Consider the following 21003-nt stretch of genomic DNA (forward strand, 5'->3'; position numbering starts at 1 on the left):
AGGTTATTTTGACGACTATCCCGCATCTATATCCTTCGTTTTAACCGAACCATTGCGTTGATAGCTGGCGATAATTACGCCTTTCGATGTGGTGATGCTTTCCTTTAACTTGAAGGCTACCGGTATCGCGCCACTACCGAAAAGCTTCTTGCCCTTTCCCAGTATGATTGGATGAATTTTTAGACGAAGTTCATCCACCAGATCATGCTTTAGTAGTTGTTGTATTAACTCGCTGCTTCCCCATACATGCAGGTGCGGACCTTTCGATTGTTTCAATTTTTTTATAGACGCAATGGTAGGCACCACGGTTGAATGTGCCCAGTTTTTAATCAATGGATCGGTATTCTTTAGTTTTTTAGAGAATACATACTTCATGCCCTTGTTAATACCGGGCCATATTTCATCATGTTGGGGCCAATATTTCGACCACATCTCAAAGGTTTTTCTCCCTAATAAATAGGCGGCCGGTGCCAATTCTTTTTTCACTACTTCATTGTAGGTCGCGTCACTGAATGGCGCCACCCATCCACCGTATTTGAATCCATTGGAAACATCTTCTTTTTTGCCACCGGGCGATTGAATAACACCGTCTAACGACATCATGGCTAATACCGTAATTTTTCTCATTCAAGTGATTTTTGTGATGATTAAAGCTACAGCAGCGGATTGAAAATCCGGATGTATTCTTGCGTCAAAATAGGAGTGTTTTGCGAACAATTGAGATTTCGGTTTTTTCTTTCGGTGTATAAAATATCATTGCGATGTATACAGAATATTTTCTGATGTATGCAATGTTCTTAAACAGGGTGGCGCTTCATTCTTCATTCTTAATTCTTAATTAATCTCATAGTTCCCCATCCGTTTCGTTTCAAATCGGTACAACCCATTTCCAACTTCGGTTATTCTAACCGTTTTTCCATTGCACAATACCGTGGGTACGTGGTCGAATTTGATTGTAAACGGCATTCCGGCTTTGGATACTACTTTCAATGTACTGACCCTGCCTTCTTGCCATTGAAAATTCAATTCAAATGCTCCTCTCGTAATTACACCGCTAAACGATCCATCTGCTTTCCATTCATCGGGTAATGCTGGCAACAATTGAATAAAACCTTCGTGCGATTGTACCAACATCTCGTTCACGGCTGCTTCCAATCCAAAAGATGCATCTACTTGCATCGCGGCATAACATTTACCAAACAACGATTTGGTACACTGTTCCTGAATGTATCCTTTGAATATTTTATTCGCTCTATTGCCATCAAACAATCGAGCCCATTCGCACATTTTCCATACTCGCGACCAGCCCGATGCACCGTCACCTCTCTGTTCCAAGACTTTCTTCACCGGATCTATTAATTCGGGTGTTCGTAGGGGTGAAATAACATGCCCCGGATAAAGCCCATATAAATGGGAGAAATGCCGGTGATTCTTTTCCGTTTGCGGCCAGTCTTCAATCCATTCTTGCAAAGTACCGTCTTTCCCAATCTGCATAGGCGCAAGTGCAGCTCTGGCTTTTAGTACTTGCTTTTTAAAAGATGTATCAATTTTCAATACTTCAGTGGCTTGTGCCATGTATCCAAACAAATCGGTCAGAATTTGTTCATCGATGGTAGAGCCATAACAGATCTGCGATCCATTGTAATAGGCTCCATTCATTTCGTCGAAAAAGCGGGTATTGCCCGGACTGCCTGGAACATTCTCAGGAGAAGTAGATGGATTGGTGACCAACCATCCATGTACCGGATCTTTTACCAAGAACTTCAAAAAGAACTGAACATTGCCTTTTAAGAGGGCGTAGTTTTTTCGAAGAAAGGCAGTATCACGCGTGTATAAGAAATGCTCCCAAATATGTGTGCAGAGCCATGCTCCGCCTGTAGTAAACGCGCCCCAGTTCGATCCATCCATCGGTGCTGCAACCCGCCAGATATCAGTATTCTGGTGAAATACCCATCCTTCATTTACTCCATAATGTTCCTTGGCCACTTGCTTTCCTTGATCCGAAACTTCTCGAATCAAATCAAACAAAGGTTGGGAACATTCACTGAGGTTTCCTGCATCTACATTCCAATAGTTCATTTGCGTATTGATATTGGTGGTGTATTTGGAATCCCACCAAGGATTCTGGTCGTTGTTCCAAATGCCCTGTAAATTACTGGCTTGGGTTCCCGGACGTGAAGATCCCATCATAATGTACCTTCCAAACTGATAGCCCAAAGCTGCAAATGAGGGATCCGCACCCTCGTGCACTTTCTGAATTCTTTCATTGGTGGGTAGAAATGATTGAGCAGTAGTGGGCAGTTCTAACTCTACTCTGCCAAATAGAGCCTTGTGCTCTTTTATGTGATCAGCTTTGATAGCTTCATAGCTCCGATGCTCAATTGATTTAAGGTAGGCTGCTACCCGTTGTGCAGCATTGGCACTTACATCTTTGTAGTTCTTGAAATTAGTGGCAGCAACTAGTATTATTACTACTTCATCAGCCCCTTCAATTTCAATGGACTGTACAGTCTTTTTTTGTAGTTCCGCCTTTTACGCGGGCCACCAATCGCGCTTCATAGTGAAGTTGACCTTTCACGCCAAGGTAGTCGGCGCTTTTGCCACTGAGTTTTAATTGTTTCGAGTCGATCACTTCCATGCTAAAATAATCGGTAGCATAGTTAGAATGGGTTTGGTTTCGCACTCCTTGGAGTTCAGCTTGAAGGTCAATGGAACCGGCTTTATTAGAACTGATGCGCATTACAATGGCTTGATCGGGGTAAGAAGAGAACAGTTCTCGGGTATAAGTTACTCCCTTGTGTTCGTATCTGATGCTGGCGATGCCGGTGCTGAAGTCAAGAGTACGTCTATAATAAGAGATGGGATCAGTATGATTGAATTGAAGCACCATATTCCCCATATTTTGATATTTCTGTTGCTCTACAGGGTTGCCAAGCAGGTGTTTTCCAAACAGGAGATGCCCTTCTACAAATTTCTTTTCGAATAAAAGTTGCTGCAGTTGCGGCAGTACTTTGTATCCGCCTTTTTTTACGGTAGAGTAGGGGCCTCCACTCCAATAAGTGTCTTCGTTGAACTGCAAGCGATCGGTATGCACATTGCCGAAGTACATGCCTCCTAAACGGCCGTTTCCGATAGGTAAAGCGTCCTCCCATTTATCTACTGAATCTTTATACCATAAACCGGTAGAAGGGTCGAATTGAGCCTTGGTTTGATTAGTTGCGATCGAAAGAAAGCAAAACAAGGAAACAAGGGTTTTTTGAAAGAGGGCAGAAGTATTCATGCAAATGAGGTTGAGTCGTTCAATTGACCGCATTGAGTAGTTTTTGTTGTGTGCGGGTCTCTAAATTTACTTAACTCTATCGAAAGCAATTCAAAAAGAAAATGGCAAGCGTTAACAGTCGTGGTATTCCGGTTTTATGTCTATTTCAAGCTGTAAGAGTTCGCTAATTGAACTACTGAAGGGATCGAAATATTTGTACTGTTCTGTGAAAACAGCGTAGGGATAGTCTCGGTTTTTAAGATTCAGTTCCAGATAGCTGCCACCGCCGCCTTTGGCAGGAATGATGTTTTGTATGGAGACCGACAGTAACTCCGATTGGCTGAATAATTGTGAAAAATTTCCACAAGCAAATCCAATCATTTTATTTAGGTCATCTCGCCAAATAACTGTTTTGGTTCCAAACTGTTTCAATATCTCGTCCGGTCTTTTCTTTATTCGGGCCGATCTCTTGTACTCAGCATTCATTTCCATAGAACCGGATAGTACGAGGCTTGCGTCTATTTGAATGACTGATTCGTAAGACTCATTAAGAAGTAGTTGAGGATAGTCACGATTGTTCTGAACGGAAAAAATGGTGTACCCCGTTTCGTAAGTCCAATCATTTGTGCTGGTGTATGAAATAGTGTAGATCATTCCTTGCGATTGCAAAATGCAGCTTTTTTGATCCTTTCTTTCATAACCGCCCGTAATTGCAGATTTTCCCATCATGTGCAACAGCGCTGCCTTTAATTCGAAGTAGCTCCGGTCATTTCCTTCTTCGTTGCTGCATGCGGCGTAGAAATGAAGTACCGGTGCATCGGTTCTTCCATTGTCAAAATAGGAACCAAAATCGGAAAGTAGAATTGATCCGATGCGAATGGGGTACTTGAATTTTTGAATCTTTTGTCCAAATGGAGATTTTTCAAAAACAATAGCAGGATGTTGTTCTAATTGATCGTACGTAAGATCCCAATGAAGGATTTCTTTTTCCGGGCTTTGAATTTCATATCCGAAGGATTGGTCTTTAGGTCCGTTCTCTAAAATTTCATAATTAACAGTGTGCTTTGCTGTCCATAACTTTTTCTTGATCGAATAGGCGTGATCAACATATTTGAAAAAAGCAGCATCATCAAATTCAAAGCGATTTGATAAATATTCATAAATAGCTTGAAAACCTTTGAAATTTATAGGAATATAATGCTCGGTGAAATCGAATAAATAAAGCAAAGGGGTTTTCTCTCCATCGGTTACCAGATACACTCTTGATAGTTTTGAGAGATCTATTTCACCGGTTCTAATGGATTCAGTATCGTATACTATTATTAGCTCGCCTTCCAATGAAATGGTACCCGCCTCCGTTTCAGGCGGGAAGTTTTTTTGATTAAAAAAGTTTTTGAGGAATTTGAGCATTTCTTGAATGATTCAAATAGCAATATCAGTGTTGGAGTTTATTTCTTTCAAACCTAATATATGATTCCATTACCAAAATCGCAAATATCAACAACCCCAACTGCTGTAACAGCGTCTCCAACTCACTTGCTTGATATTCTTCTAAACTGCTCCCCGACTTAGTTGTAAGAACCCAAAGTGCTGCTCCGCCTGATTTTACACTAAATGCAGAAGTAGTGAGGTTGGCTGCATAGTGCAGTCCGGTGGGCATGGCCAACCCTTTAGAATAAAGGGCTGCAATTCCATATACAACTCCCCAAACTCCGGCACCTAAAAAAGCAGTTTGAAAAGTCCAGTTATTTGCAATGTGGTAAAGAGCAAAGAGTATTGATGTACTAACGAGTGCTATTCGAGTGGAGGTTCCTTCTTTTAAGATAAGCAGCGGATAGCCGCGAAAAGCAAGCTCCTCCATATAGGCAAGCGGTAATAGCACAGCCGTTGAAAGGAGAAAGTTTAGTAGACTGGCATTTGTATTTGTGTGAATGGAGAAACTGGAAAATAACACAACTGCTAGAACTAGAGTCCCCATGATAAAGATTCCAAAGAGAACACCTTTTAAGAAGTTAGGAATGGAGCTTGATTGGAGACTTACCCCAATTTCTTTCCATGATCTTCGATCTTGTTTTATAAAAACATAGCTTATTCCAAAAGCTACAAGGCAACCAACGAACGCGTGAAAAGGTCGACTCGGTTCAGAGTATATAGGAGATACAAAGAAATACACGAGTACATAGATAGCGGTAAACAAGAAACAGAATAAGAAAGCGTTTCCGTAAAGTTTAAGTTGACTATTCATCTGAAAATTTTACATCACTTTTTTTGCCGTGATTGATGAGCGTTACTTTTTTTAGTTTCTTTTGTGTGTCCAATTCGAAGTCAAGCAACATGTAAGGCTGTTTTGCAAAAAAGAATCTGGTATTGGATTCTGGTTTTATTTCCTGCTTTTCTCCGTTTGCGGAAACAAAGAATAGCTTGCCTGCTTTCTGTTCAATTTGGAAACGTTGTTTTCCCTGGTATTTGCCCACAAATACTTTAAGCGCGTTAGAATCTAATTCAATGGCTTTGTGTTCATAGGCAAGAACAATTTCTTTTCCATTAACAATATCCATCAGAGCATTGGAGATGGCCGGTGAATTGGAAGCATTGTTAGAGAGTACAATATAAGTCTGGTCTTTCACAACATTACGCGCTAAGTAGGTGACGTAACCTGGCCAGCCACCGGAGTGAGCAATGATATCGCCGGAATCTGTTTTTTGAATACCTACTCCAAATCCATAATACCAATTATTGGCTGTATCCATCAACGCCTGTCCTTTCAGCATTTCTGCTTGAGATGTCTCACTAAGAAGGCGGTGCGTTTTCACAGACCGATCCCATTTCAAAAGATCAGCAGTAGTTGAATTCACTACTCCATCACCGAAAATGCCATCTAAATAATACACAAAGTCCATACCCGGCATGCTATCGGGCATCTGGTATTTTTTTGTACTGTCGTTGTAAAGGAATCCGTAGGCATAGTTGGGGATGGTGTCTTTCAAACTTCTGCGGGTATTATAAATACGTGTGCGCGACATTGATAGCGGAGTAAAAATGCGTTTTGATAGAAATGTTGGAAAGGGTTCTCCTGAAACTTTCTCTACTATGCTTGCCAGAATCGCATAGGCAGTATTACTGTACAACCATTTAGCTCCGGGTTTGAAAAGAGCTGCCGGCTTTTCTTTTGCAAAGAAGGAGATGATATCGTTGTTAAATGCGATCTTTTTGTGATCCCATTTAATCGACATAGCTTCTTCATAGTCGGGAAGCCCTGAAGTATGTGTAAGCATTTGGTAGATAGTGATACCTTGGTAAGGGAGTTCGGGAAAGAAATTGCGAAGAGAATCGGAAAGACTGAGCTTGCCTTCATCTTTCAACATTAAGATAGCCGTTGCTGTAAACTGTTTGCTAACGGAAGCAAGTTCAAATACAGTACTATCATTGAGGAGTTGATGGCTGTCGAAATTGGAGAGCCCATAACTTTTTTGAAAGAGTATTTTGCCATTTTCAGCGATCAACACGTTTCCATTGAATCGATGATAAGTCGCTTCCGCCTTCAGGTAAGCATCCAGTTTTTCTGAAAGGGAATTATCTTTCTTTTCAGGGCTTTTACAAGCAAATATTAAGAGCCCGAGAACAACGATTGTCAGTGCCCAATAGCCTTTATTTTTCATGGCAGTTTGTTTAGTAAATGAACAATTTACCAATTGTAAATTGGTTATTAATTTTTAATGCGAACGTACTTCTCGATGTTTAGATGATCAATGCCTGCTTTTTCCACTTTTTCAATTCCGATGATTGAAAGCGAATCTCCTGAAACCGTATAATCGAAATCAAAGGTTCCGCCTTCCCATTCACGGTAATTGCAATAGTCTAATAATTCCGTGTACTTGCCCTCGCCAATTTTCACGCGGCCACCGCCGGCGGTAAAGGAGGCAGTGGAATCTTTTCCATGATTCAAATCGTGGTTGAGAAATGAAAAATGCGTGGCAGTAATGATCTTGATCATTTCTTTGCCTTTGGTGTAATCGGTTGTGGTGGTATCGGTTCCTTTAATGGTTGTTCCCGAAATTAGTTTCCAGGTGCCTATGATGGGAGAAGGGCTTGGCTCTTTTGATACAGGGGTATTGCAAGCTACTACTGTGAGTAGGCTTAAGCAGATGAGGGTGAATTTCATGTTGCGTTTTGGAGGTGAATGTACGCCATTTTAAGCTAGGATTAGGTTGGATTGGTAGGATTTGGGTTAGGATTACCTTTGTAGCTTTGGTGGCCCCGTTCAGAATAGAATTGAATTGTGGCACTGTTGGCCAATTGTTTTGTGCTAGGATTAGGTTGGATGAGTTGGATTAGGTTAAGGATTACTTTTTTGCTTTGGTGCTCCTGGTAAGTACAAAATTGAAGTTTGGCACTGAAATCCAATTATTGTATTAAATCTCTACTCAGAGAGGGTGAAAAGAATAGCATCAGTCTTTCTCTAACTGATCGAAATAGTTCATCACCGCTCTTTCCGTTGCTTCTTGAAGCTGAATTGTTTCATCGAATAGTGATGTTCTTAATTGTTTGTACAGATTTACTGCATTTCTTAAACTCTTTAGCAAATCATTTCTGTTGTAGGTGGATAAAGTTTTACGAAGCTCGTTTATTTCATCTTCATCTAATATGGATTCAAGTTTGCGCACTCCCCTTGGCAAACTTGATTTTTTGATGTGAAGAAGCGGACCGAACACCATCATTCTTAAGGATGCTAGAAAGTCGTGCGCTTCTAAATATTCCCCTCTTCCTATTTTTGTTAGTGCATAATGAATCCAGGTCCAAATGCGGTCTTCGATCCACTGGTAATCGGGATAGGGGAATTTCGGATCGGATTTTTTAAAACTTGAGGCTAATAGATTTTTCTTATCCAGCAATATAACAGGATTCTCTACTCTAACGTGAAATTCGTTGAGTGTTAGAAATTTCAGATCCACATGTAGCAAAGGGTTTTCATATAAACAAATCAACAATCTTGGTTCCCCTACGTGCTCGCCGGTGAACGCTGAAAGAAGATCACCGAGTGAATCAGCAATTTCTTTCATTTTGGTAATCTGATCGGAAATTTTATCGACCGTAACAACTATCAAGTCAAGATCTGAAAATTCATCTAACTCATTTGTAATCCACGATCCTCCCGCAGCCAAACCAATCACTGACTCATTTTTATTTAAAATGGAAACAGCTCTATTTGCAAAATCTTTTTGAATCATTCTTGAAGTTAAACAGATTTCTATTTTCTAATACGAAGATTGAGGATTTTACTTTTGCGGCAATTCCTTTGCTAGCTTCAGCGTATGTAGGATAGTTTTAGGGCTATATCCCGGACTGTGGGTTATGACAACATATTTCGGATTTTTACAATATTCGATTACCCTTTGAACTGTAGCGGCATAGGCTGCCGGATTGGCGTCTCCTAAAAAGCCAAGATTTTCTGCATCTAAGCCTTTTATTAAACAACCAGCTATTAGAACCCGTTCTTTTTCAAACCAGATCACAATATTGTCTGCCGTATGTCCTTCTCCGGGATAGAAGGTTTTGAATCGATATCCCCCAACTGAAAATAGGGTATCGTTTGAAATCAAATTGTCGGCTCTTTTCATATTTCTTTTCTCACTCCACTGATCGGTGAGAACAGTTGTATAGGTTTTGATTCCCTTTAGTTTGTAATATTCAAGGCCGGCTGTTTTATCATCGTGGAAATGCGTGGCAATACAAAGAATCACTTTTTTGTGGTGTTTGTATTCAATGCTATCGAGCAAAGGTTGAAATTGGGTTGTATCCCAAGGTGTGTCAAACAGCACCACACCTTCTTTTGTAACCAAATACATTCCATTTGCTTGTACCGGTTCATTTTGATAAAGATGATAGGTGGTGTATATATATAAATTTTCTGTTAAGTTTTCAATTTTTAAGGGAGCTTGCTTCGGTTAAGCGAATAAGGAAGTGGATTGAATGAATACAATTGCAAGAATTGATAGATTTTTCATGGTGTAAACTTACACAAATGCCGGCTAATTTTTGAGCCGCTTATAATGCTTTCCGAAAGTTTTAAAGTACCGGTAGCAGTAAGTCAGATTATTGGGTCAATGCGAGGGCCTGGTTTATTTTGCAAAGCTGGTGTCGTTGGAAATTTTCACATAGTAATTCACTACTCCATCGGCAGCAATCATCCCGTAATAAATTTTTAAAGTATCATTTACGAGTTCCATGCTTTCAGCGGCTTCGTTGTTAAAGTAGAATTGGTCTATTGGACGTGATTCATTTAAGTCGGTTCCTGTTCCTACACTTATTCTATAAATCCCGGATCTGTAGATAGAATCTTTGAAAACATACTGGAATTTGCCGGTACTGAATTTCCATAGATTTCCATTTCCGGGTGCAAAGGAGGCAGGATCAGGATAGGCTACCATGCCGCCCTTGGAGCCACGGTATTCCCAAATTCCTTTTAAGTCTTTTGAATCTATAGGATTGGACAGTCCGTTTCGATCACAAGCTGTAAATGCCACTACCGCAGCAATAAATAAAATGGTTTTAGTCAATTTCATTTCACTTGTTTTCAGAAAGACTTTTACTTGCATCAAAACGCTGCACCAGTCACAGCTAATTAATAGAAAATTAAGAAGTCTTCACTTCATAGTTCAATTCGGTTACGCCATTTTTGAATTCATGTGTAGAAATTCGTTGAAGCAGTTTTTGGGAACTGCCATTACTAAATAGCGGAATTCCTGAACCTAATAGTATCGGGTTTATAAAGAGCCAATAGCCGTCAATCATACCGGCATGAATAAGCGCATGAGTAGTACTTGGACTCCCAAATACCAGAATTTCCGATCCTTCGGTTTCTTTAATTGCTTTTAGGTCGGCGATAAAATTCTCTGAAAGAATGGTTGTGTTTTCGAACTGCTTGTCTTTTAAACGATTCGATAGCACGATCTTGTGTGCTTTACTGTACCACTTCGAATGATTCTTGTCATGATTACTTGCATTCGGCTGATCGGCTGCAGTTGGCCAATAGCTTTGCATCATTTCGTAAGTAACTCTGCCGTACAAGGCAGTATCAGTCTTCATGATACGTTTCTCAACGTGATCAAAAATTTCATCGTCTACTTTGATCCAATTCATCTCTCCATTGGGTCCGCAAACGAACCCGTCGAGAGAAATGTGCATGAATGAAATAATGTTGCGCATACTATGAATTTAATTGATGATGGCCCCTTTGATGTTTGCAATACGTTCTTTCCAGTTATTTAGTTCTTCACTCGTCAGGCGGGTCCATTCCGTTGCAATTCCAATAATTTTTAGAGGCGCGGTACTTCTGTACGATCTGGTTGGATTGCCGGGAAATTTTTTATCAGTAACATTCGGGTCGTTTTCAAAACTGCCGGTTGGCTCAACTAAGTATACAGTTGGAGGATTGTCTCCGTTTGCTAGTTCTGCCGCTAATCCCGCACCATTGATCAAGGCAGCAAAATAAATGTGATTCATGATTACTTCCGGGTAATAGTTCGACTGAAACCCCGCTGTTAAATAATCGCCGATTTTGAGTTGGGCCCTTGTGCCATGATAAAAAGGTCCACTGTCAAGAACATCCATAATCATCCGTTTTTATACGTTTATGGAAATAAAACTAGTTCATTTTCAGATATTGTATCGCTTGTTCTATCCAATCACCATTTTTGAATTTCAATTGGGGTGATAACCCTGCTTTATCAACCGAAAAACCTGTATTCAACCACAACATTCGATCAATGGGAATTTGTATTCTTATTGTTGGATAGGTTGTTTTGTAACGCAGTACATTTCCATAATCCATCATTCCACCTGAGTTGGCACCCATTACTACTACTTTGTCACTCTGCTGCGCCAACATTGTAAAGAGTTCGCCGCTGCTTATGGTATTTTCGTTGATTAAGATCGCAATCTTTTTAGGGTTGGGAAGTATTTTTGCTAGCTGCAAGGTGTCGGTGGCTTTGTTACGGCCATTGTACATTTTTCCAATCTGACTTCTCATAACGGCGAGTTCATCATCAATTTCTTTCTTCGTTTTGTCATCGGCTTGGTCATAGTAATTCTTAATAAAACTATTGAACCAGAGCTCTATGTTTTGCTTCGATAAACGCATTTCACCGTAGTATTTCACTACAGGTTTGGAATAGATATAGGGGAACAATTGCCATCCCACTCTGTAATCGCCGCCGGCATTGTTTCTCAGGTCAATGATCCAATAAGGTGTTTCAGCCAATTTGTTTTTATATTTTTCGAGAAGAAAAGCCGTTTGCTCTTCTGAATTGCTATAAAAAGTTGGGAAGGTCCAAATTGCGAGATCATTTTTGAATTGAAGACTAGGGGCGTCTTTGTCTTTACTGATCTCGTATTCTGTGAGATCACGTTTGGTTCCTGAGTAGGGACTCAGTTTTTCAAAAAACACAATATCAAAATCCAACACATTGTCGACCAGCGAAACAGTATGAGTGGAAGTTTCTGTTTTATCACCCGCGTAGAAGGTACCCAAATAGGCAGCCCCCTTTTTTTCTATGGTAAGTTTTACTTCCCCTACTGTCCAATTTTCGTTTTGAGAGCTTAGTATGACAGCGTAGAATAGATTTGGTTTTGCTTTTATTATGGCAAGCTTGTAATTGGCGTTGCTGTAGATGCCCTCAATAGGATCTAAGGTTGTTGCTGTTTTGAAATAGTCCTGAGCGCTTGCTTCAGTTAAGGAGTACTTGATAATTTGAATGGGGGTGTCGTTTCTTTGTTGGGGCGTTGAGGCTTTCAGAGGCTGACTATACAAAATTCGAAGGTGTTTGTCTTTGAAAAATCCGATCCATTCTTTTAACAGTTTCGCGCAGGTGCTGTCGGTTTTCACTGCTTTGGACTTCAGGTATTTTTGTTGCGTCCAATTTTGATATGCTGCCTTGTTTTTCGGACTTACTTTATCGAACCATCCAGCATAATTTTCTTCTACTAATTGACGAGTTTCCAGAAAGAGGCTATCACAATGACAGTTTTGAGAAATAGCGATGAATGGTGTGATGAGAAGAGATAAGGTATAAAAAAATTTCATGGTAATTCTTATAAATGTAATCAGTTAATATATTGATTTTATTCAATATGGTATTGGTTTTGGAAAGATAAGGCAGTAAGATGGAATCACCTCAATGAGGCGGATTTTTATTTGAGTTTGCGGCTCTCGTTTGAACAAGCTAAGAAGGGAGTATTTGAGTGATTTAGTGATGGAGTTTTTAAGTTCGGCGCATTTCACAAGTCTTCCGCTTAAAGAAGCGTTTTTAAAGGTGGATATTTTAGGTGTAACGATTTTTTGGTGCGATCACTGAATTACTAAACAACTTAACAACTCAATCACTGGTTTTCATGTATTAGCTTTCCATGGTTATATAGTTCAAATTACCTTTCTTGTCTACATCCACTACAATAATATGATCAGTTAGGTTTCTTCCAATAGAATAATCAAATACAACAATCTGCTCTTCATCATGGGGGTAAAAACCAACACGCACTAATTTGATAGCTTTGAACAGTTGTTCCTCAGGACTAACTGCTGTATCGTTAAAATCAACAAGGCCGACCAATTCGTCTTTTGGTATTTGTTCTAAATGAAAACTGAGGTACTCTTTTACGGTGTCTCCTTTCTCATTTCGAAAATCATTTAGAATGTGTTGGTGGTTTTTAGCATCAAACTCTGTTAGTTTGTCCAAAAAGTTCTTGACAATATCCAAATGTTTTTGCTCAATTTTTGCTTCGTCGAAATTCAAGTCGGCATCTATTTCTTCGCCATTAAACTCAAAGCTAACATCGTATCTGTCTTCAAGATCGGTTAAATCCAATTCGCCAAAATAGGGGAGGGTGTATTTCATACAGTTCGTTTTCTAAACTAGGGGGATAAGTTACAAAAAAATATGATGTAGGTGAAATTTTGATTTTTTAGTGGGTGATTGCATACGTTGGTTCAACAGATGGGTGGAAAGCAAAGGGTATTACCATTCCTGAATGATGATTCCTAGTTGCCCGTCTTTCAATGCAAATTCTTTGGCGCCCCAGGGCCTTAGTGTTATTTTATTCAAGTTCGGATGCAGTAATTGCGGATGTGTGCTGGAAACCTGACGGTATACTTCTTCAATAGAATTGGTTACCAATCGGAATTCAGGATGGTGCTCTTTTGCATAAAATGCATCTTGAAAAAGATTAATCCGAAGCCCGTCCTTCTCTACAACACAAAAGAGGGTAGAGGCATTCAATTCTTGATGCCCAATTTTGAATTGCAGGCAATCAACCCATAGAGCGAGTCCATCATGGATGTTTTGATAAAATATATTGGGAACCAATTTCGAAAAATTCATAAGTCTTTTTCTGAAAGGTACAGATAAAATGGTGAACCCATACACTACCGAAGGGTTATGAATGAGTTCACGAGTAATGTTGGTATTATAGAGTTTTATTCAATCGGATTTACTTTAATCACCTCGAAATTAGGATGCTCTTTGCAGTACTGTAAGAATTTTTCAAGTTCTTTTTCAGCTTGCTCAGAACTAGCATAGGTGTTAAGATCGGAACTGCAGCGAACTTCATTTTTGCAATTCCCATCAACGTAGGCGCCCCATTTTTTAGCTAGTGGTTTTAGCTGGTCTTCCGAAAGAGTGGTTTCTTTGATTTCAGTGTACAAAACAAATACTTTGTCTTTTGTTTCTGTCCAGTTAGACGCACGAGAAGTGCAGAAATAGTATACTTTCCTAGGCGTATCGTTAACGGGTGTTCCGACAAACTGATAAAAGTAGGCGAAAATTAAAAGGAGTAAAGCTTTCATGATCAAAAGGTTTAAAAGTAAGAGAGATCGGTTTCTAATTAAAGATAGGAAGAATCCGTTAAAAATGCTTCCGACTAAAGGTTTATCGTTAATTCTTCTAAAATTGAATTGAAGTGTTTGGTAAATGATTGAATTTGAATGGCATGTAATATATTAGGATAGACTATTATGTTTGGTTTAGTGATTGGAGTCTTTTAATGGCCTGGTGGCAACAATAATTCCCCAAACAATAGCTAAGATTCCGATGAATATGCGCAGAATATCAAACCTAGGACTATCTGATTTGATATCAATAAAGATAATTGATAAGAGAGTGATGATTCCTGCTAAAATGAATTGGAAGCCTCTGAGCCCTTGTCTGGTACTAACGTGTTTGTTTGATGCATTTGCTCGTTGTAATAGCACCTTTTTAAGTGCATCGTCAATTGTGTGTGTATCGTAACCAATACTTGCTAAGTGAGTACGAATATCATTCAATTCGAATTGACGATCGAGAAGATTGGAGATTTGACTTTCAATGGTGTCGTGTTTCATCATTAGTTAAGTCTATTTTAAATTATTAGCTTTTTAGATCCATCTAATCGATTTACACATGCAAATGATCGTCGTGCCTTACAGCCCCGCATCCATGAAAGCGGATTTTGGAGGATGGCAATTTCAATCTCGTTTTCAAATGGGGTTCAATGAAGAGTTTCTTCACCGCAACGAGCGCAAAGCGCGCAAAGGTTTCGCAAAGGGGATTTCGCAAATCAGCATTTTCACTACGATATAGTAAATTTAAGATTCAATTTATTTATTTTCAATTCAGATTTAGCCCTGGAAGGGTAACATGCTTGTAGCCAATAACAGTTTCTTATTTCCCACATTCACAGTCCCGTAGGGGTAGCATTATAGTAGCAAATGGTAATAATGTATGCCCCCAATTCATAGCCCCGTAGGGGCGACATAATTGCAACCGTGGGCATTTATATCGAACCTAATTAAGAAGTCAAATCATCGATAGTTCCGGCAATGATATCATGATCGTTTTGAAATAATTGTAACACCCATTCGGGTGGTTTTTTGTTGAGATCTTTTACACCGGCATTCGATAAAATTTGATGTAAAATTTGAGGTTTGTCTTTTCTCCAAATTAAAGCTCGAGTAATACCAATTGCTTTTACTTCGCCCCCTTGTTCGAATTTATGAATATGATACACCCATTTTTCATCCCATCCGGCTGTGGTGCATTTTAGAGTAAATTTTGTCCAGCGTTTCAGCGGCTTTCGATAAATTATTTTTTGTGAACCAAGAGTAGGTGCCAATCCTTTTAATACAATTTCTTTGTATAAATTCGAGCGTGCAATCATTTCCCAGCGAATAAAATCCATATAAGCAGGATACTTGAATGCAGTCATCACACGCAAGCCGTCACAATCAAACAATCTTACACGAAATGTTCTGCTCAGTTCCTTTTCAATATCAATCTTCGATTGAAAGTTTTTAGCGATCAGTATTCCGGCTATTTTGTACCAATAATATAACATAACTATTTCTTGGAGTTGTACAGATGGCAATAATCTTACTGCTATAAGTTACTGATAATAGCCGGAAAACCCGTCAACATTCTTGCGCACGTGAAATTGGTAGACCTATTTTTTTTCCACCTTCGATTTCACCCAAGCCTCCAATTCTCCCTTATCATTCAGTTCTATTAAGTTGTCCATGAACTTGTCTTTCTTGAGCTTGTTCGATTGGTACACTTTGATTGCGCTTTTGAGCCCGGCAAGGGTGCATTGAACATCGTCTTTGGAATAGTTGTTTTCTAAACTGTACTTTGTCCAACCACCCATGAAAATGACTAGCAAAATGCTGTTTTTCTTATTGAAATCTATTGTACTGGCGTTGAGTGAAACAGTAACTTGCGGACTTCCGCTTATCCAAGCTATTAAGAGCGAACGCTGTTGTAACTGCTTTTCGTCTTTGTCGTTGATGGGCGTATTTTCTAAATAATTGATGGTTGCAATCACTTGCTTTTCGGTAGCACTAAATTCTTCTTTCGTAGACGGAACAGAGGTCAGTAATTCTTGTGAGAAGCCTTTTTGAGAATAAAGTAAAGCAATGACTGTTAGAAAGCCGAAGATCGTTTTGGAAAGCATTGTTAAAAGGTTTTAGGTTTGAACAATTATTCTTATAGTAATTTATGGGTTTTTTCTGAAATAAATTGAAATTTTCGAGTAGGGGTATTAGTTTATAAGTAGATTAACTGCTTAAGGCTCATTCCCCATTTTAAGGAATTAATGTAGGTTGGATTAATAGCTCGAATTGCTCCTTTTATTTCAATCCGACGGAGTTAATAGTTTTGTTCATTTAAAATTCCACTTAAACGAATCCATTTCCGTACTTTCAATATAAAAATGGCACTCGCGCCCGTATTGATAATTGCATTGCTGGTAGACGGATATATGGCTTACTGGATTGTATCCAAATACGTTCGGTTTTCAAATCCCCCTAAATACGAAGTTTTTATTAAGATTGTAATCGGGATGGTTCTTTTCTTAGTTTTTGCATTTCTAACATTTTTAGTGGTGATTGATAATGTAAGATTGGAACAATAGAAAGGATGGATCGAATTCGGTAGTGCTGATTTCATACTCCTGTTTCTGCAATATTCGGTGCTTTCTTTATGGGACAATTGCTGTTCTTCATTCAATAAAAAAGAGTGACTTTTAATTTGTCACTCTCTAATTCTAATATCGATCGTTGGTATACTAAGCTCGCTGAGTTTCAAACGAAATCATCCACTCAATTCCATACTTATCTCTGAACATGCCAAAATAGGAACCCCAAGGACTATCGGCCATTGGCATTTCAACTTCACCACCTTCTGAAAGTGCGGTAAAAAGTTGGTCCGCTTCCTCCTTAGTGTCAGTATTGATGGAAATTTTGCTGCGTGTTTCTTTCTCATTGTGAGTGCCCATCATGGAAGGGGTATCGCTTCCCATCAGTGTGCTATGCTTCCCGATGGGTAAGGAAACATGCATTATTTTGTCTGCCTCATTTCCCCAATCGGGAGCGCCTTCAAATTTCATGTCTTTGAAGCGAACAAGTGTCGCATACTCGCCTCCGAAAGCTTTTTTGTAAAAACTAAATGCTTCTTCAGCATTTCCATTAAAGTGTACATAAGGATTGATCGATGCCATGGTTGATTGTTTTAAGAGTGTCGAAAGTAAGGTGTTTTGTGCGATCGAGGCCTGGTAATTTCTAATTTCTAGCCTTCTTTCGCAGCTCAAAGATAGCCTTCGTTTAATGAACCCTTGATGTGCGGAAACGACAAGTTAGGGGGTGAAATACGACAAGTTTGAATGGTGGAAGCCGGAATATTCGACGTTCAGGAATTCGGTGGTATTAATTTTGTTATACTTGGCGGCTGTTTGTACCTGGTCCAAATCCGGTACAAAAGATAGGCAGAGAGTGCTATTCCCACTCCAATTACACCGTTTGGACCTAGCAAGCCCACCACGTAATTGAATATTCTCGACTTTGATGAACTCGGCTCCGACTCCGTGCCATTTGCTATCGATACAGCAACCGTATAGGAAAAATAGGTAGCTGGGATAACAATAACCAATCCAATTAAATAGCCTCTAATGGCTCTAAAGGGGGAGAGGGTTTCGTTAATTCGCATAAAGTACTGCTGCTTTTCCATGTATTGGAAAAATTCTTCGCAGTCGGGTGCGTCATCGAATGTGAATTCACATTCTCCGGGTAGACCAACCATTGTTTTGTAAATGATTTTTACTTCATTTTCGCTGTCTTCTTTTGTTATGGATTTGATCTTTTCGTATTTGATTTCAGTTTTATTCGACAGCGATAGCGTTTTCCCAAACGAGTCTCTAAATCCTTCTACCGTGAAGTTGGAAGTTGATGAAGAAAATTTCAAAGACTCTTCATCTGCAATAAAGGAAGCGATTTTGTTTCCTGAAATGCGGAATATTTTGTCAAGCATGAGTTACTTGATTGATTGGTGAATTGACTTCGAATTGCCTTTGTATATAAAATTGAATCTACGAAAATTATCCTGATAGTTTATTTTCCCAGAACTGCTTCTTTATGAAAGTTTGGTTTTGAATATGGGTATTAATGAATCTGGATTTTTTTCATCAGTTCGTTCAAGGCGGGTTCGATAGCAACGGCATGGGCACCGCCAAAGGCAACGAAAATCCGATCGTTTGTTTTAAAAGCGGTTTCGATGGTTTTTAGGAGGTGTTCATCTCGAACCATTTTTGAGCTTCTACCAACTTCGCAAAGTCGACCTCCATCTTTTAGAAAACTGTATTTTTCAACGGGTACATTGTATACATCCAGCTCAGTACCGAAGATCTTTTTGTAAGCAATTTTCATGAAATTGAATTTCTTTTCTTCCGGTTGGAATTGAAGTTTTTCAGATTCAAGGTATTGAATAAAGTCTTTTTGGTAAGCTGCTTCAATACCTTTGGTGGTATCAATCCATCCATTTTTATAAAGGGCGAAGAAGCGTTCGCAGCATGTGTAAAGTAGCACTTGTTCTCTTCCGTATTGTTTGAAGAGGGCTTCCATTTCTTCACCGGAGCTCAGGTCGCCATTGATCATTTCAATTTTTTGCTGATCGCACAAGTATTTCAGTTGACCTATTTCTGCATCATTGGCTATGGCATCGTTTCTAGTTTTATAGTGTTTTTCTTTTGCAATTTGACCTCCCTCATTGAAGGCAATTTGAGGTTTGAGTAGGTTGAAGTAGAAATCAATGCTATCGGCTTGTTGAGTTACATCGCGCGTATGAGCGGTACCGATGAAAACCAATTCTTTTTTCCCTTCTTTTAAATGAATAACGTAGGGGAATCGAGCGTTTTTTACGGTATCGAAATAATGGGCTACTTCAAGGTAGTTTTTGGTGGGGTAGGTGTAAGAAGAGGGAGAGGAAGAGGAGGGCTGGTTGGCGCAACTAAATAAAAGTGCAGTGGTGAGTAATGAGAATAGAAAACATGGGAATATCAGTTGATGAAATTTCATAATGATTCAATCGGTTTATAGATAAAGATAGGTTGTGTTCTGCATGTTACAAAAATGGGAGAAATAGGCAAGGGATAAGCATTCGGCTGAGCTTGATTTGTTCACCGCAAAGCGCGCCAAGATCGCTGAGAAGTCGCAAAGGTTGGAAGGTATTGTTTCAAACAACTAGTAGGTCTTATTCAGTGGAAACGAGCCTATTTGATTGCAGCCAGCGGCGTTCTAGACTTGTAAGAAAATTCTTTATTTGGTAGGTGCAAGCCCCGTAGGGGCGGCATGATTGTAGCATAAATCAAGGGAGGGCATCACATTTCCAGCCCCCGTAGGAGCGACATAAATTCAACCCGAGGTTGTTTCCTACAATTTGAAAGTCTTTTATTTTTTAGATTGCAATTCGGAAAGATAGCTTTCGCCAAATGCTTTTTTGTATATAATGATATGGCGAAAGTTAGTATCCTTAGCTAGCTATTTGAAAAGGTAGTATTAAATTCGAATTCTTACTCCTTCTAAAACACATCCTAACAAATTCAAAGTCATTACCTCTTCGTATGTAACCCCTGCAACCTCCGCTCTACCACGCACCCAATTATTAATTCTTAATTATTAATTGTTCTCAATATCTTCTCCATCTTCTTCCCCTTCGCCAATTCATCCACCAACTTGTCTAAATAACGGGTTTGCCTTGTTAGGGGATTTTCAATTTCCTCGATTCGATAGCCACAAATGGTACCGGTGATCAGAGAAGCATTGGGGTGCAAACTAGCTTGTTGAAAGAACGCTTCAAATGTTACTTTCTGTTCAATCAGTTCTTTCAGTTTTGTATCATTAAAGCCCGTTAGCCATTGAATGACTTCGTGCAATTCTTCTTTCGTACGACCCTTGCTCTCCACTTTTTTTACATAATGAGGGTATACAGACGCGAAACTCATTTTCGCAATCTTGGCATCGTGTTCCGGAGTAGTAGCCATTTGATTCTTTTTTGCAAATTAACAGAAAAATCGAAACGAAGAAAGCGTTGTATTAATGCAACCGGAAACAAACCCAACTTACAGTAGCTGAAAAGAATGAATTGTAACTCACGACTCTTTTGGGGATGTATATCCGTAGAACGGATTTGCGACGAAGGGGCCCGACCCTGTAGGGGTCGCATGTCAGTAGCAAAAAAGAAGGTGTTTCGAATTTCGACCCTGTAGAGGTCGCACATGTGTAGAACAGGATTTGTGAAGAATGGTCCGACCCTGGAGGGGTCGTATATGCGTAGAACCGGATTTGCGACGAAGGGGCCCGACCCTGTAGGGGTCGCATGTCAGTAGCAAAAAAGATGGTGTTTAGTATCTCGACCCTGTAGGGGTTGCGCATGTGTTAAATAGAGTTTGTGAAGAATGTCCGACCCTGGAGGGGTCGTATATGCGTAGAACGGATTTGCGACGAAGGGGGCCCGACCCTGTAGGGGTCGCATGTCAGTAGCCAAATGAAGGTGGTTCGGATTTCTACCCTGTAGGGGTAGCACATGTGTTAAACGGGGTTTGTGAAGAATGGTCCGACCCTGGAGGGGTCGTATATGCGTAGAACGGATTTGCGACGAAAGGGGACCGACCCTGCAGGGGTCGCATGTCAGTAGCCAAATGAAGTGTGGTTCGGATTTCTACCCTGTAGGGGTAGTACATGTGTTAAACAGGGTTTGTGAAGAATGGTCCGACCCTGGAGGGGTTGCATGTCAGTAGCAAAAAAAGAAGGTGTTTCGGATTTAGACCCTGTAGGGGTCGCACATGTGAAAAACAGGTATTGTGAAGAATGGTCCGACCCTGGAGGGGTCGAATATGCGTAGAACCGGATTTGCGACGAAGGGGCCCGACCCTGTAGGGGTCGCACATTC

24 protein-coding genes and 1 pseudogene are annotated in these 21003 nt (G+C 39.8%); 2 read left to right on the plus strand and 23 right to left on the minus strand.

Annotated features, from left to right (window positions below; all coding sequences use genetic code 11):
* Positions 1-15: 15 nt before the first annotated feature.
* From ACQ2HE_RS11935 to ACQ2HE_RS12015, 17 genes and pseudogenes are all read right to left on the minus strand, one after another.
* A complete protein-coding gene (locus ACQ2HE_RS11935) occupies positions 16-627 on the minus strand; it encodes a dihydrofolate reductase family protein (protein WP_430899172.1) in 612 nt (203 codons plus the stop codon).
* A gap of 207 nt (positions 628-834) precedes the next feature.
* Positions 835-2499, minus strand: coding sequence for a glycosyl hydrolase family 95 catalytic domain-containing protein (locus ACQ2HE_RS11940; protein WP_430902452.1), 1665 nt, complete (start codon positions 2497-2499; stop codon positions 835-837).
* The gene (locus ACQ2HE_RS11945) at positions 2495-3280 is read right to left on the minus strand and encodes a glycoside hydrolase family 95 protein (RefSeq protein WP_430899170.1); all 786 of its coding nucleotides are present in this window, start codon (positions 3278-3280) and stop codon (positions 2495-2497) included. Before ACQ2HE_RS11945 ends, ACQ2HE_RS11940 begins: the two co-directional genes overlap by 5 nt.
* 111 nt (positions 3281-3391) lie before the next feature.
* Positions 3392-4669, minus strand: a complete 1278-nt coding sequence (locus ACQ2HE_RS11950) for a hypothetical protein (RefSeq protein WP_430899168.1) — start codon at positions 4667-4669, stop codon at positions 3392-3394.
* A 25-nt stretch (positions 4670-4694) separates the two neighbouring features.
* A complete protein-coding gene (locus tag ACQ2HE_RS11955) occupies positions 4695-5504 on the minus strand; it encodes a CPBP family intramembrane glutamic endopeptidase (protein ID WP_430899166.1) in 810 nt (269 codons plus the stop codon).
* Positions 5497-6918 (minus strand): serine hydrolase domain-containing protein, encoded by a 1422-nt coding sequence (locus ACQ2HE_RS11960; protein ID WP_430899164.1) that lies wholly within the window; start codon positions 6916-6918, stop codon positions 5497-5499. Before ACQ2HE_RS11960 ends, ACQ2HE_RS11955 begins: the two co-directional genes overlap by 8 nt.
* Before the next feature lie 47 nt (positions 6919-6965).
* Positions 6966-7421, minus strand: a complete 456-nt coding sequence (locus ACQ2HE_RS11965) for a hypothetical protein (protein WP_430899162.1) — start codon at positions 7419-7421, stop codon at positions 6966-6968.
* A gap of 286 nt (positions 7422-7707) precedes the next feature.
* Entirely contained in the window at positions 7708-8487 is a 780-nt protein-coding gene (locus ACQ2HE_RS11970) for an aminoglycoside 6-adenylyltransferase (protein WP_430899160.1), read from the minus strand.
* Positions 8488-8535: 48 nt separating this feature from the next.
* A pseudogene (gene bla / locus ACQ2HE_RS11975) lies at positions 8536-9186 on the minus strand (subclass B1 metallo-beta-lactamase); the annotation flags it as partial.
* A gap of 192 nt (positions 9187-9378) precedes the next feature.
* Positions 9379-9822: a hypothetical protein gene (locus ACQ2HE_RS11980; RefSeq protein ID WP_430899158.1), complete on the minus strand. Its 444-nt coding sequence runs from the start codon at positions 9820-9822 to the stop codon at positions 9379-9381.
* Between the two features lie 70 nt (positions 9823-9892).
* Positions 9893-10465, minus strand: a complete 573-nt coding sequence (locus ACQ2HE_RS11985) for a dihydrofolate reductase family protein (protein WP_430899156.1) — start codon at positions 10463-10465, stop codon at positions 9893-9895.
* Positions 10466-10474: 9 nt separating this feature from the next.
* Entirely contained in the window at positions 10475-10876 is a 402-nt protein-coding gene (gene arr, locus ACQ2HE_RS11990) for an NAD(+)--rifampin ADP-ribosyltransferase (protein WP_430899154.1), read from the minus strand.
* Between the two features lie 28 nt (positions 10877-10904).
* On the minus strand, positions 10905-12341 hold the full coding sequence (locus ACQ2HE_RS11995; protein ID WP_430899152.1) for a S41 family peptidase: 1437 nt from the start codon (positions 12339-12341) through the stop codon (positions 10905-10907).
* A 313-nt stretch (positions 12342-12654) separates the two neighbouring features.
* Positions 12655-13152, minus strand: a complete 498-nt coding sequence (locus ACQ2HE_RS12000) for a DUF2004 domain-containing protein (protein ID WP_430899150.1) — start codon at positions 13150-13152, stop codon at positions 12655-12657.
* 120 nt (positions 13153-13272) lie between these two features.
* Positions 13273-13635, minus strand: a complete 363-nt coding sequence (locus tag ACQ2HE_RS12005) for a VOC family protein (RefSeq protein WP_430899148.1) — start codon at positions 13633-13635, stop codon at positions 13273-13275.
* A gap of 95 nt (positions 13636-13730) precedes the next feature.
* Positions 13731-14099, minus strand: coding sequence for a hypothetical protein (locus ACQ2HE_RS12010; protein ID WP_430899146.1), 369 nt, complete (start codon positions 14097-14099; stop codon positions 13731-13733).
* A 177-nt stretch (positions 14100-14276) separates the two neighbouring features.
* A complete protein-coding gene (locus ACQ2HE_RS12015; protein WP_430899144.1) occupies positions 14277-14636 on the minus strand; it encodes a hypothetical protein in 360 nt (119 codons plus the stop codon).
* Positions 14637-14691: 55 nt separating this feature from the next.
* On the opposite strand from ACQ2HE_RS12015, the gene ACQ2HE_RS12020 reads away from it, so the two are divergent.
* A complete protein-coding gene (locus tag ACQ2HE_RS12020; protein WP_430902449.1) occupies positions 14692-14871 on the plus strand; it encodes a hypothetical protein in 180 nt (59 codons plus the stop codon).
* Between the two features lie 208 nt (positions 14872-15079).
* On the opposite strand, the gene ACQ2HE_RS12025 is transcribed toward ACQ2HE_RS12020, so the two are convergent.
* Complete coding sequence (locus ACQ2HE_RS12025) at positions 15080-15625, minus strand: acyl-CoA thioesterase (RefSeq protein ID WP_430899142.1); 546 nt, start codon at positions 15623-15625, stop codon at positions 15080-15082.
* 105 nt (positions 15626-15730) lie between these two features.
* Positions 15731-16237: a hypothetical protein gene (locus ACQ2HE_RS12030; protein ID WP_430899140.1), complete on the minus strand. Its 507-nt coding sequence runs from the start codon at positions 16235-16237 to the stop codon at positions 15731-15733.
* Between the two features lie 258 nt (positions 16238-16495).
* Here ACQ2HE_RS12030 and ACQ2HE_RS12035 point away from each other — a divergent pair, with 258 nt between their 5' ends.
* Positions 16496-16696 (plus strand): hypothetical protein, encoded by a 201-nt coding sequence (locus ACQ2HE_RS12035; protein WP_430899138.1) that lies wholly within the window; start codon positions 16496-16498, stop codon positions 16694-16696.
* A gap of 153 nt (positions 16697-16849) precedes the next feature.
* On the opposite strand, the gene ACQ2HE_RS12040 is transcribed toward ACQ2HE_RS12035, so the two are convergent.
* The 4 genes from ACQ2HE_RS12040 to ACQ2HE_RS12055 form a co-directional block, all read right to left on the minus strand.
* A complete protein-coding gene (locus ACQ2HE_RS12040) occupies positions 16850-17281 on the minus strand; it encodes a VOC family protein (protein ID WP_430899136.1) in 432 nt (143 codons plus the stop codon).
* Between the two features lie 188 nt (positions 17282-17469).
* Positions 17470-18087 (minus strand): hypothetical protein, encoded by a 618-nt coding sequence (locus ACQ2HE_RS12045; RefSeq protein ID WP_430899134.1) that lies wholly within the window; start codon positions 18085-18087, stop codon positions 17470-17472.
* Between the two features lie 131 nt (positions 18088-18218).
* Positions 18219-19130: a hypothetical protein gene (locus ACQ2HE_RS12050; protein WP_430899132.1), complete on the minus strand. Its 912-nt coding sequence runs from the start codon at positions 19128-19130 to the stop codon at positions 18219-18221.
* A gap of 593 nt (positions 19131-19723) precedes the next feature.
* Positions 19724-20095 (minus strand): DUF2200 domain-containing protein, encoded by a 372-nt coding sequence (locus ACQ2HE_RS12055; RefSeq protein WP_430899130.1) that lies wholly within the window; start codon positions 20093-20095, stop codon positions 19724-19726.
* Positions 20096-21003 lie beyond the last annotated feature (908 nt).

The organism is Endoryza foliicola (assembly GCF_050589245.1).
GTDB lineage: Bacteria > Bacteroidota > Bacteroidia > Chitinophagales > Chitinophagaceae > Endoryza > Endoryza foliicola.

Excerpts from the sequence above, each read along its gene's own strand:
- ACQ2HE_RS11935 (WP_430899172.1), bottom strand. The coding sequence starts at position 627 with ATGAGAAAAATTACGGTATTAGCCATGATGTCGTTAGACGGTGTTATT.
- ACQ2HE_RS11945 (WP_430899170.1), bottom strand. The coding sequence starts at position 3,280 with ATGAATACTTCTGCCCTCTTTCAAAAAACCCTTGTTTCCTTGTTTTGC.
- ACQ2HE_RS11950 (WP_430899168.1), bottom strand. The coding sequence starts at position 4,669 with ATGCTCAAATTCCTCAAAAACTTTTTTAATCAAAAAAACTTCCCGCCT.
- ACQ2HE_RS11955 (WP_430899166.1), bottom strand. The coding sequence starts at position 5,504 with ATGAATAGTCAACTTAAACTTTACGGAAACGCTTTCTTATTCTGTTTC.
- ACQ2HE_RS11960 (WP_430899164.1), bottom strand. The coding sequence starts at position 6,918 with ATGAAAAATAAAGGCTATTGGGCACTGACAATCGTTGTTCTCGGGCTC.
- ACQ2HE_RS11965 (WP_430899162.1), bottom strand. The coding sequence starts at position 7,421 with ATGAAATTCACCCTCATCTGCTTAAGCCTACTCACAGTAGTAGCTTGC.
- ACQ2HE_RS11970 (WP_430899160.1), bottom strand. The coding sequence starts at position 8,487 with ATGATTCAAAAAGATTTTGCAAATAGAGCTGTTTCCATTTTAAATAAA.
- ACQ2HE_RS11980 (WP_430899158.1), bottom strand. The coding sequence starts at position 9,822 with ATGAAATTGACTAAAACCATTTTATTTATTGCTGCGGTAGTGGCATTT.
- ACQ2HE_RS11985 (WP_430899156.1), bottom strand. The coding sequence starts at position 10,465 with ATGCGCAACATTATTTCATTCATGCACATTTCTCTCGACGGGTTCGTT.
- arr (WP_430899154.1), bottom strand. The coding sequence starts at position 10,876 with ATGATTATGGATGTTCTTGACAGTGGACCTTTTTATCATGGCACAAGG.
- ACQ2HE_RS11995 (WP_430899152.1), bottom strand. The coding sequence starts at position 12,341 with ATGAAATTTTTTTATACCTTATCTCTTCTCATCACACCATTCATCGCT.
- ACQ2HE_RS12000 (WP_430899150.1), bottom strand. The coding sequence starts at position 13,152 with ATGAAATACACCCTCCCCTATTTTGGCGAATTGGATTTAACCGATCTT.
- ACQ2HE_RS12005 (WP_430899148.1), bottom strand. The coding sequence starts at position 13,635 with ATGAATTTTTCGAAATTGGTTCCCAATATATTTTATCAAAACATCCAT.
- ACQ2HE_RS12010 (WP_430899146.1), bottom strand. The coding sequence starts at position 14,099 with ATGAAAGCTTTACTCCTTTTAATTTTCGCCTACTTTTATCAGTTTGTC.
- ACQ2HE_RS12015 (WP_430899144.1), bottom strand. The coding sequence starts at position 14,636 with ATGATGAAACACGACACCATTGAAAGTCAAATCTCCAATCTTCTCGAT.
- ACQ2HE_RS12020 (WP_430902449.1), top strand. The coding sequence starts at position 14,692 with ATGCAAATGATCGTCGTGCCTTACAGCCCCGCATCCATGAAAGCGGAT.
- ACQ2HE_RS12025 (WP_430899142.1), bottom strand. The coding sequence starts at position 15,625 with ATGTTATATTATTGGTACAAAATAGCCGGAATACTGATCGCTAAAAAC.
- ACQ2HE_RS12030 (WP_430899140.1), bottom strand. The coding sequence starts at position 16,237 with ATGCTTTCCAAAACGATCTTCGGCTTTCTAACAGTCATTGCTTTACTT.
- ACQ2HE_RS12035 (WP_430899138.1), top strand. The coding sequence starts at position 16,496 with ATGGCACTCGCGCCCGTATTGATAATTGCATTGCTGGTAGACGGATAT.
- ACQ2HE_RS12040 (WP_430899136.1), bottom strand. The coding sequence starts at position 17,281 with ATGGCATCGATCAATCCTTATGTACACTTTAATGGAAATGCTGAAGAA.
- ACQ2HE_RS12045 (WP_430899134.1), bottom strand. The coding sequence starts at position 18,087 with ATGCTTGACAAAATATTCCGCATTTCAGGAAACAAAATCGCTTCCTTT.
- ACQ2HE_RS12050 (WP_430899132.1), bottom strand. The coding sequence starts at position 19,130 with ATGAAATTTCATCAACTGATATTCCCATGTTTTCTATTCTCATTACTC.
- ACQ2HE_RS12055 (WP_430899130.1), bottom strand. The coding sequence starts at position 20,095 with ATGGCTACTACTCCGGAACACGATGCCAAGATTGCGAAAATGAGTTTC.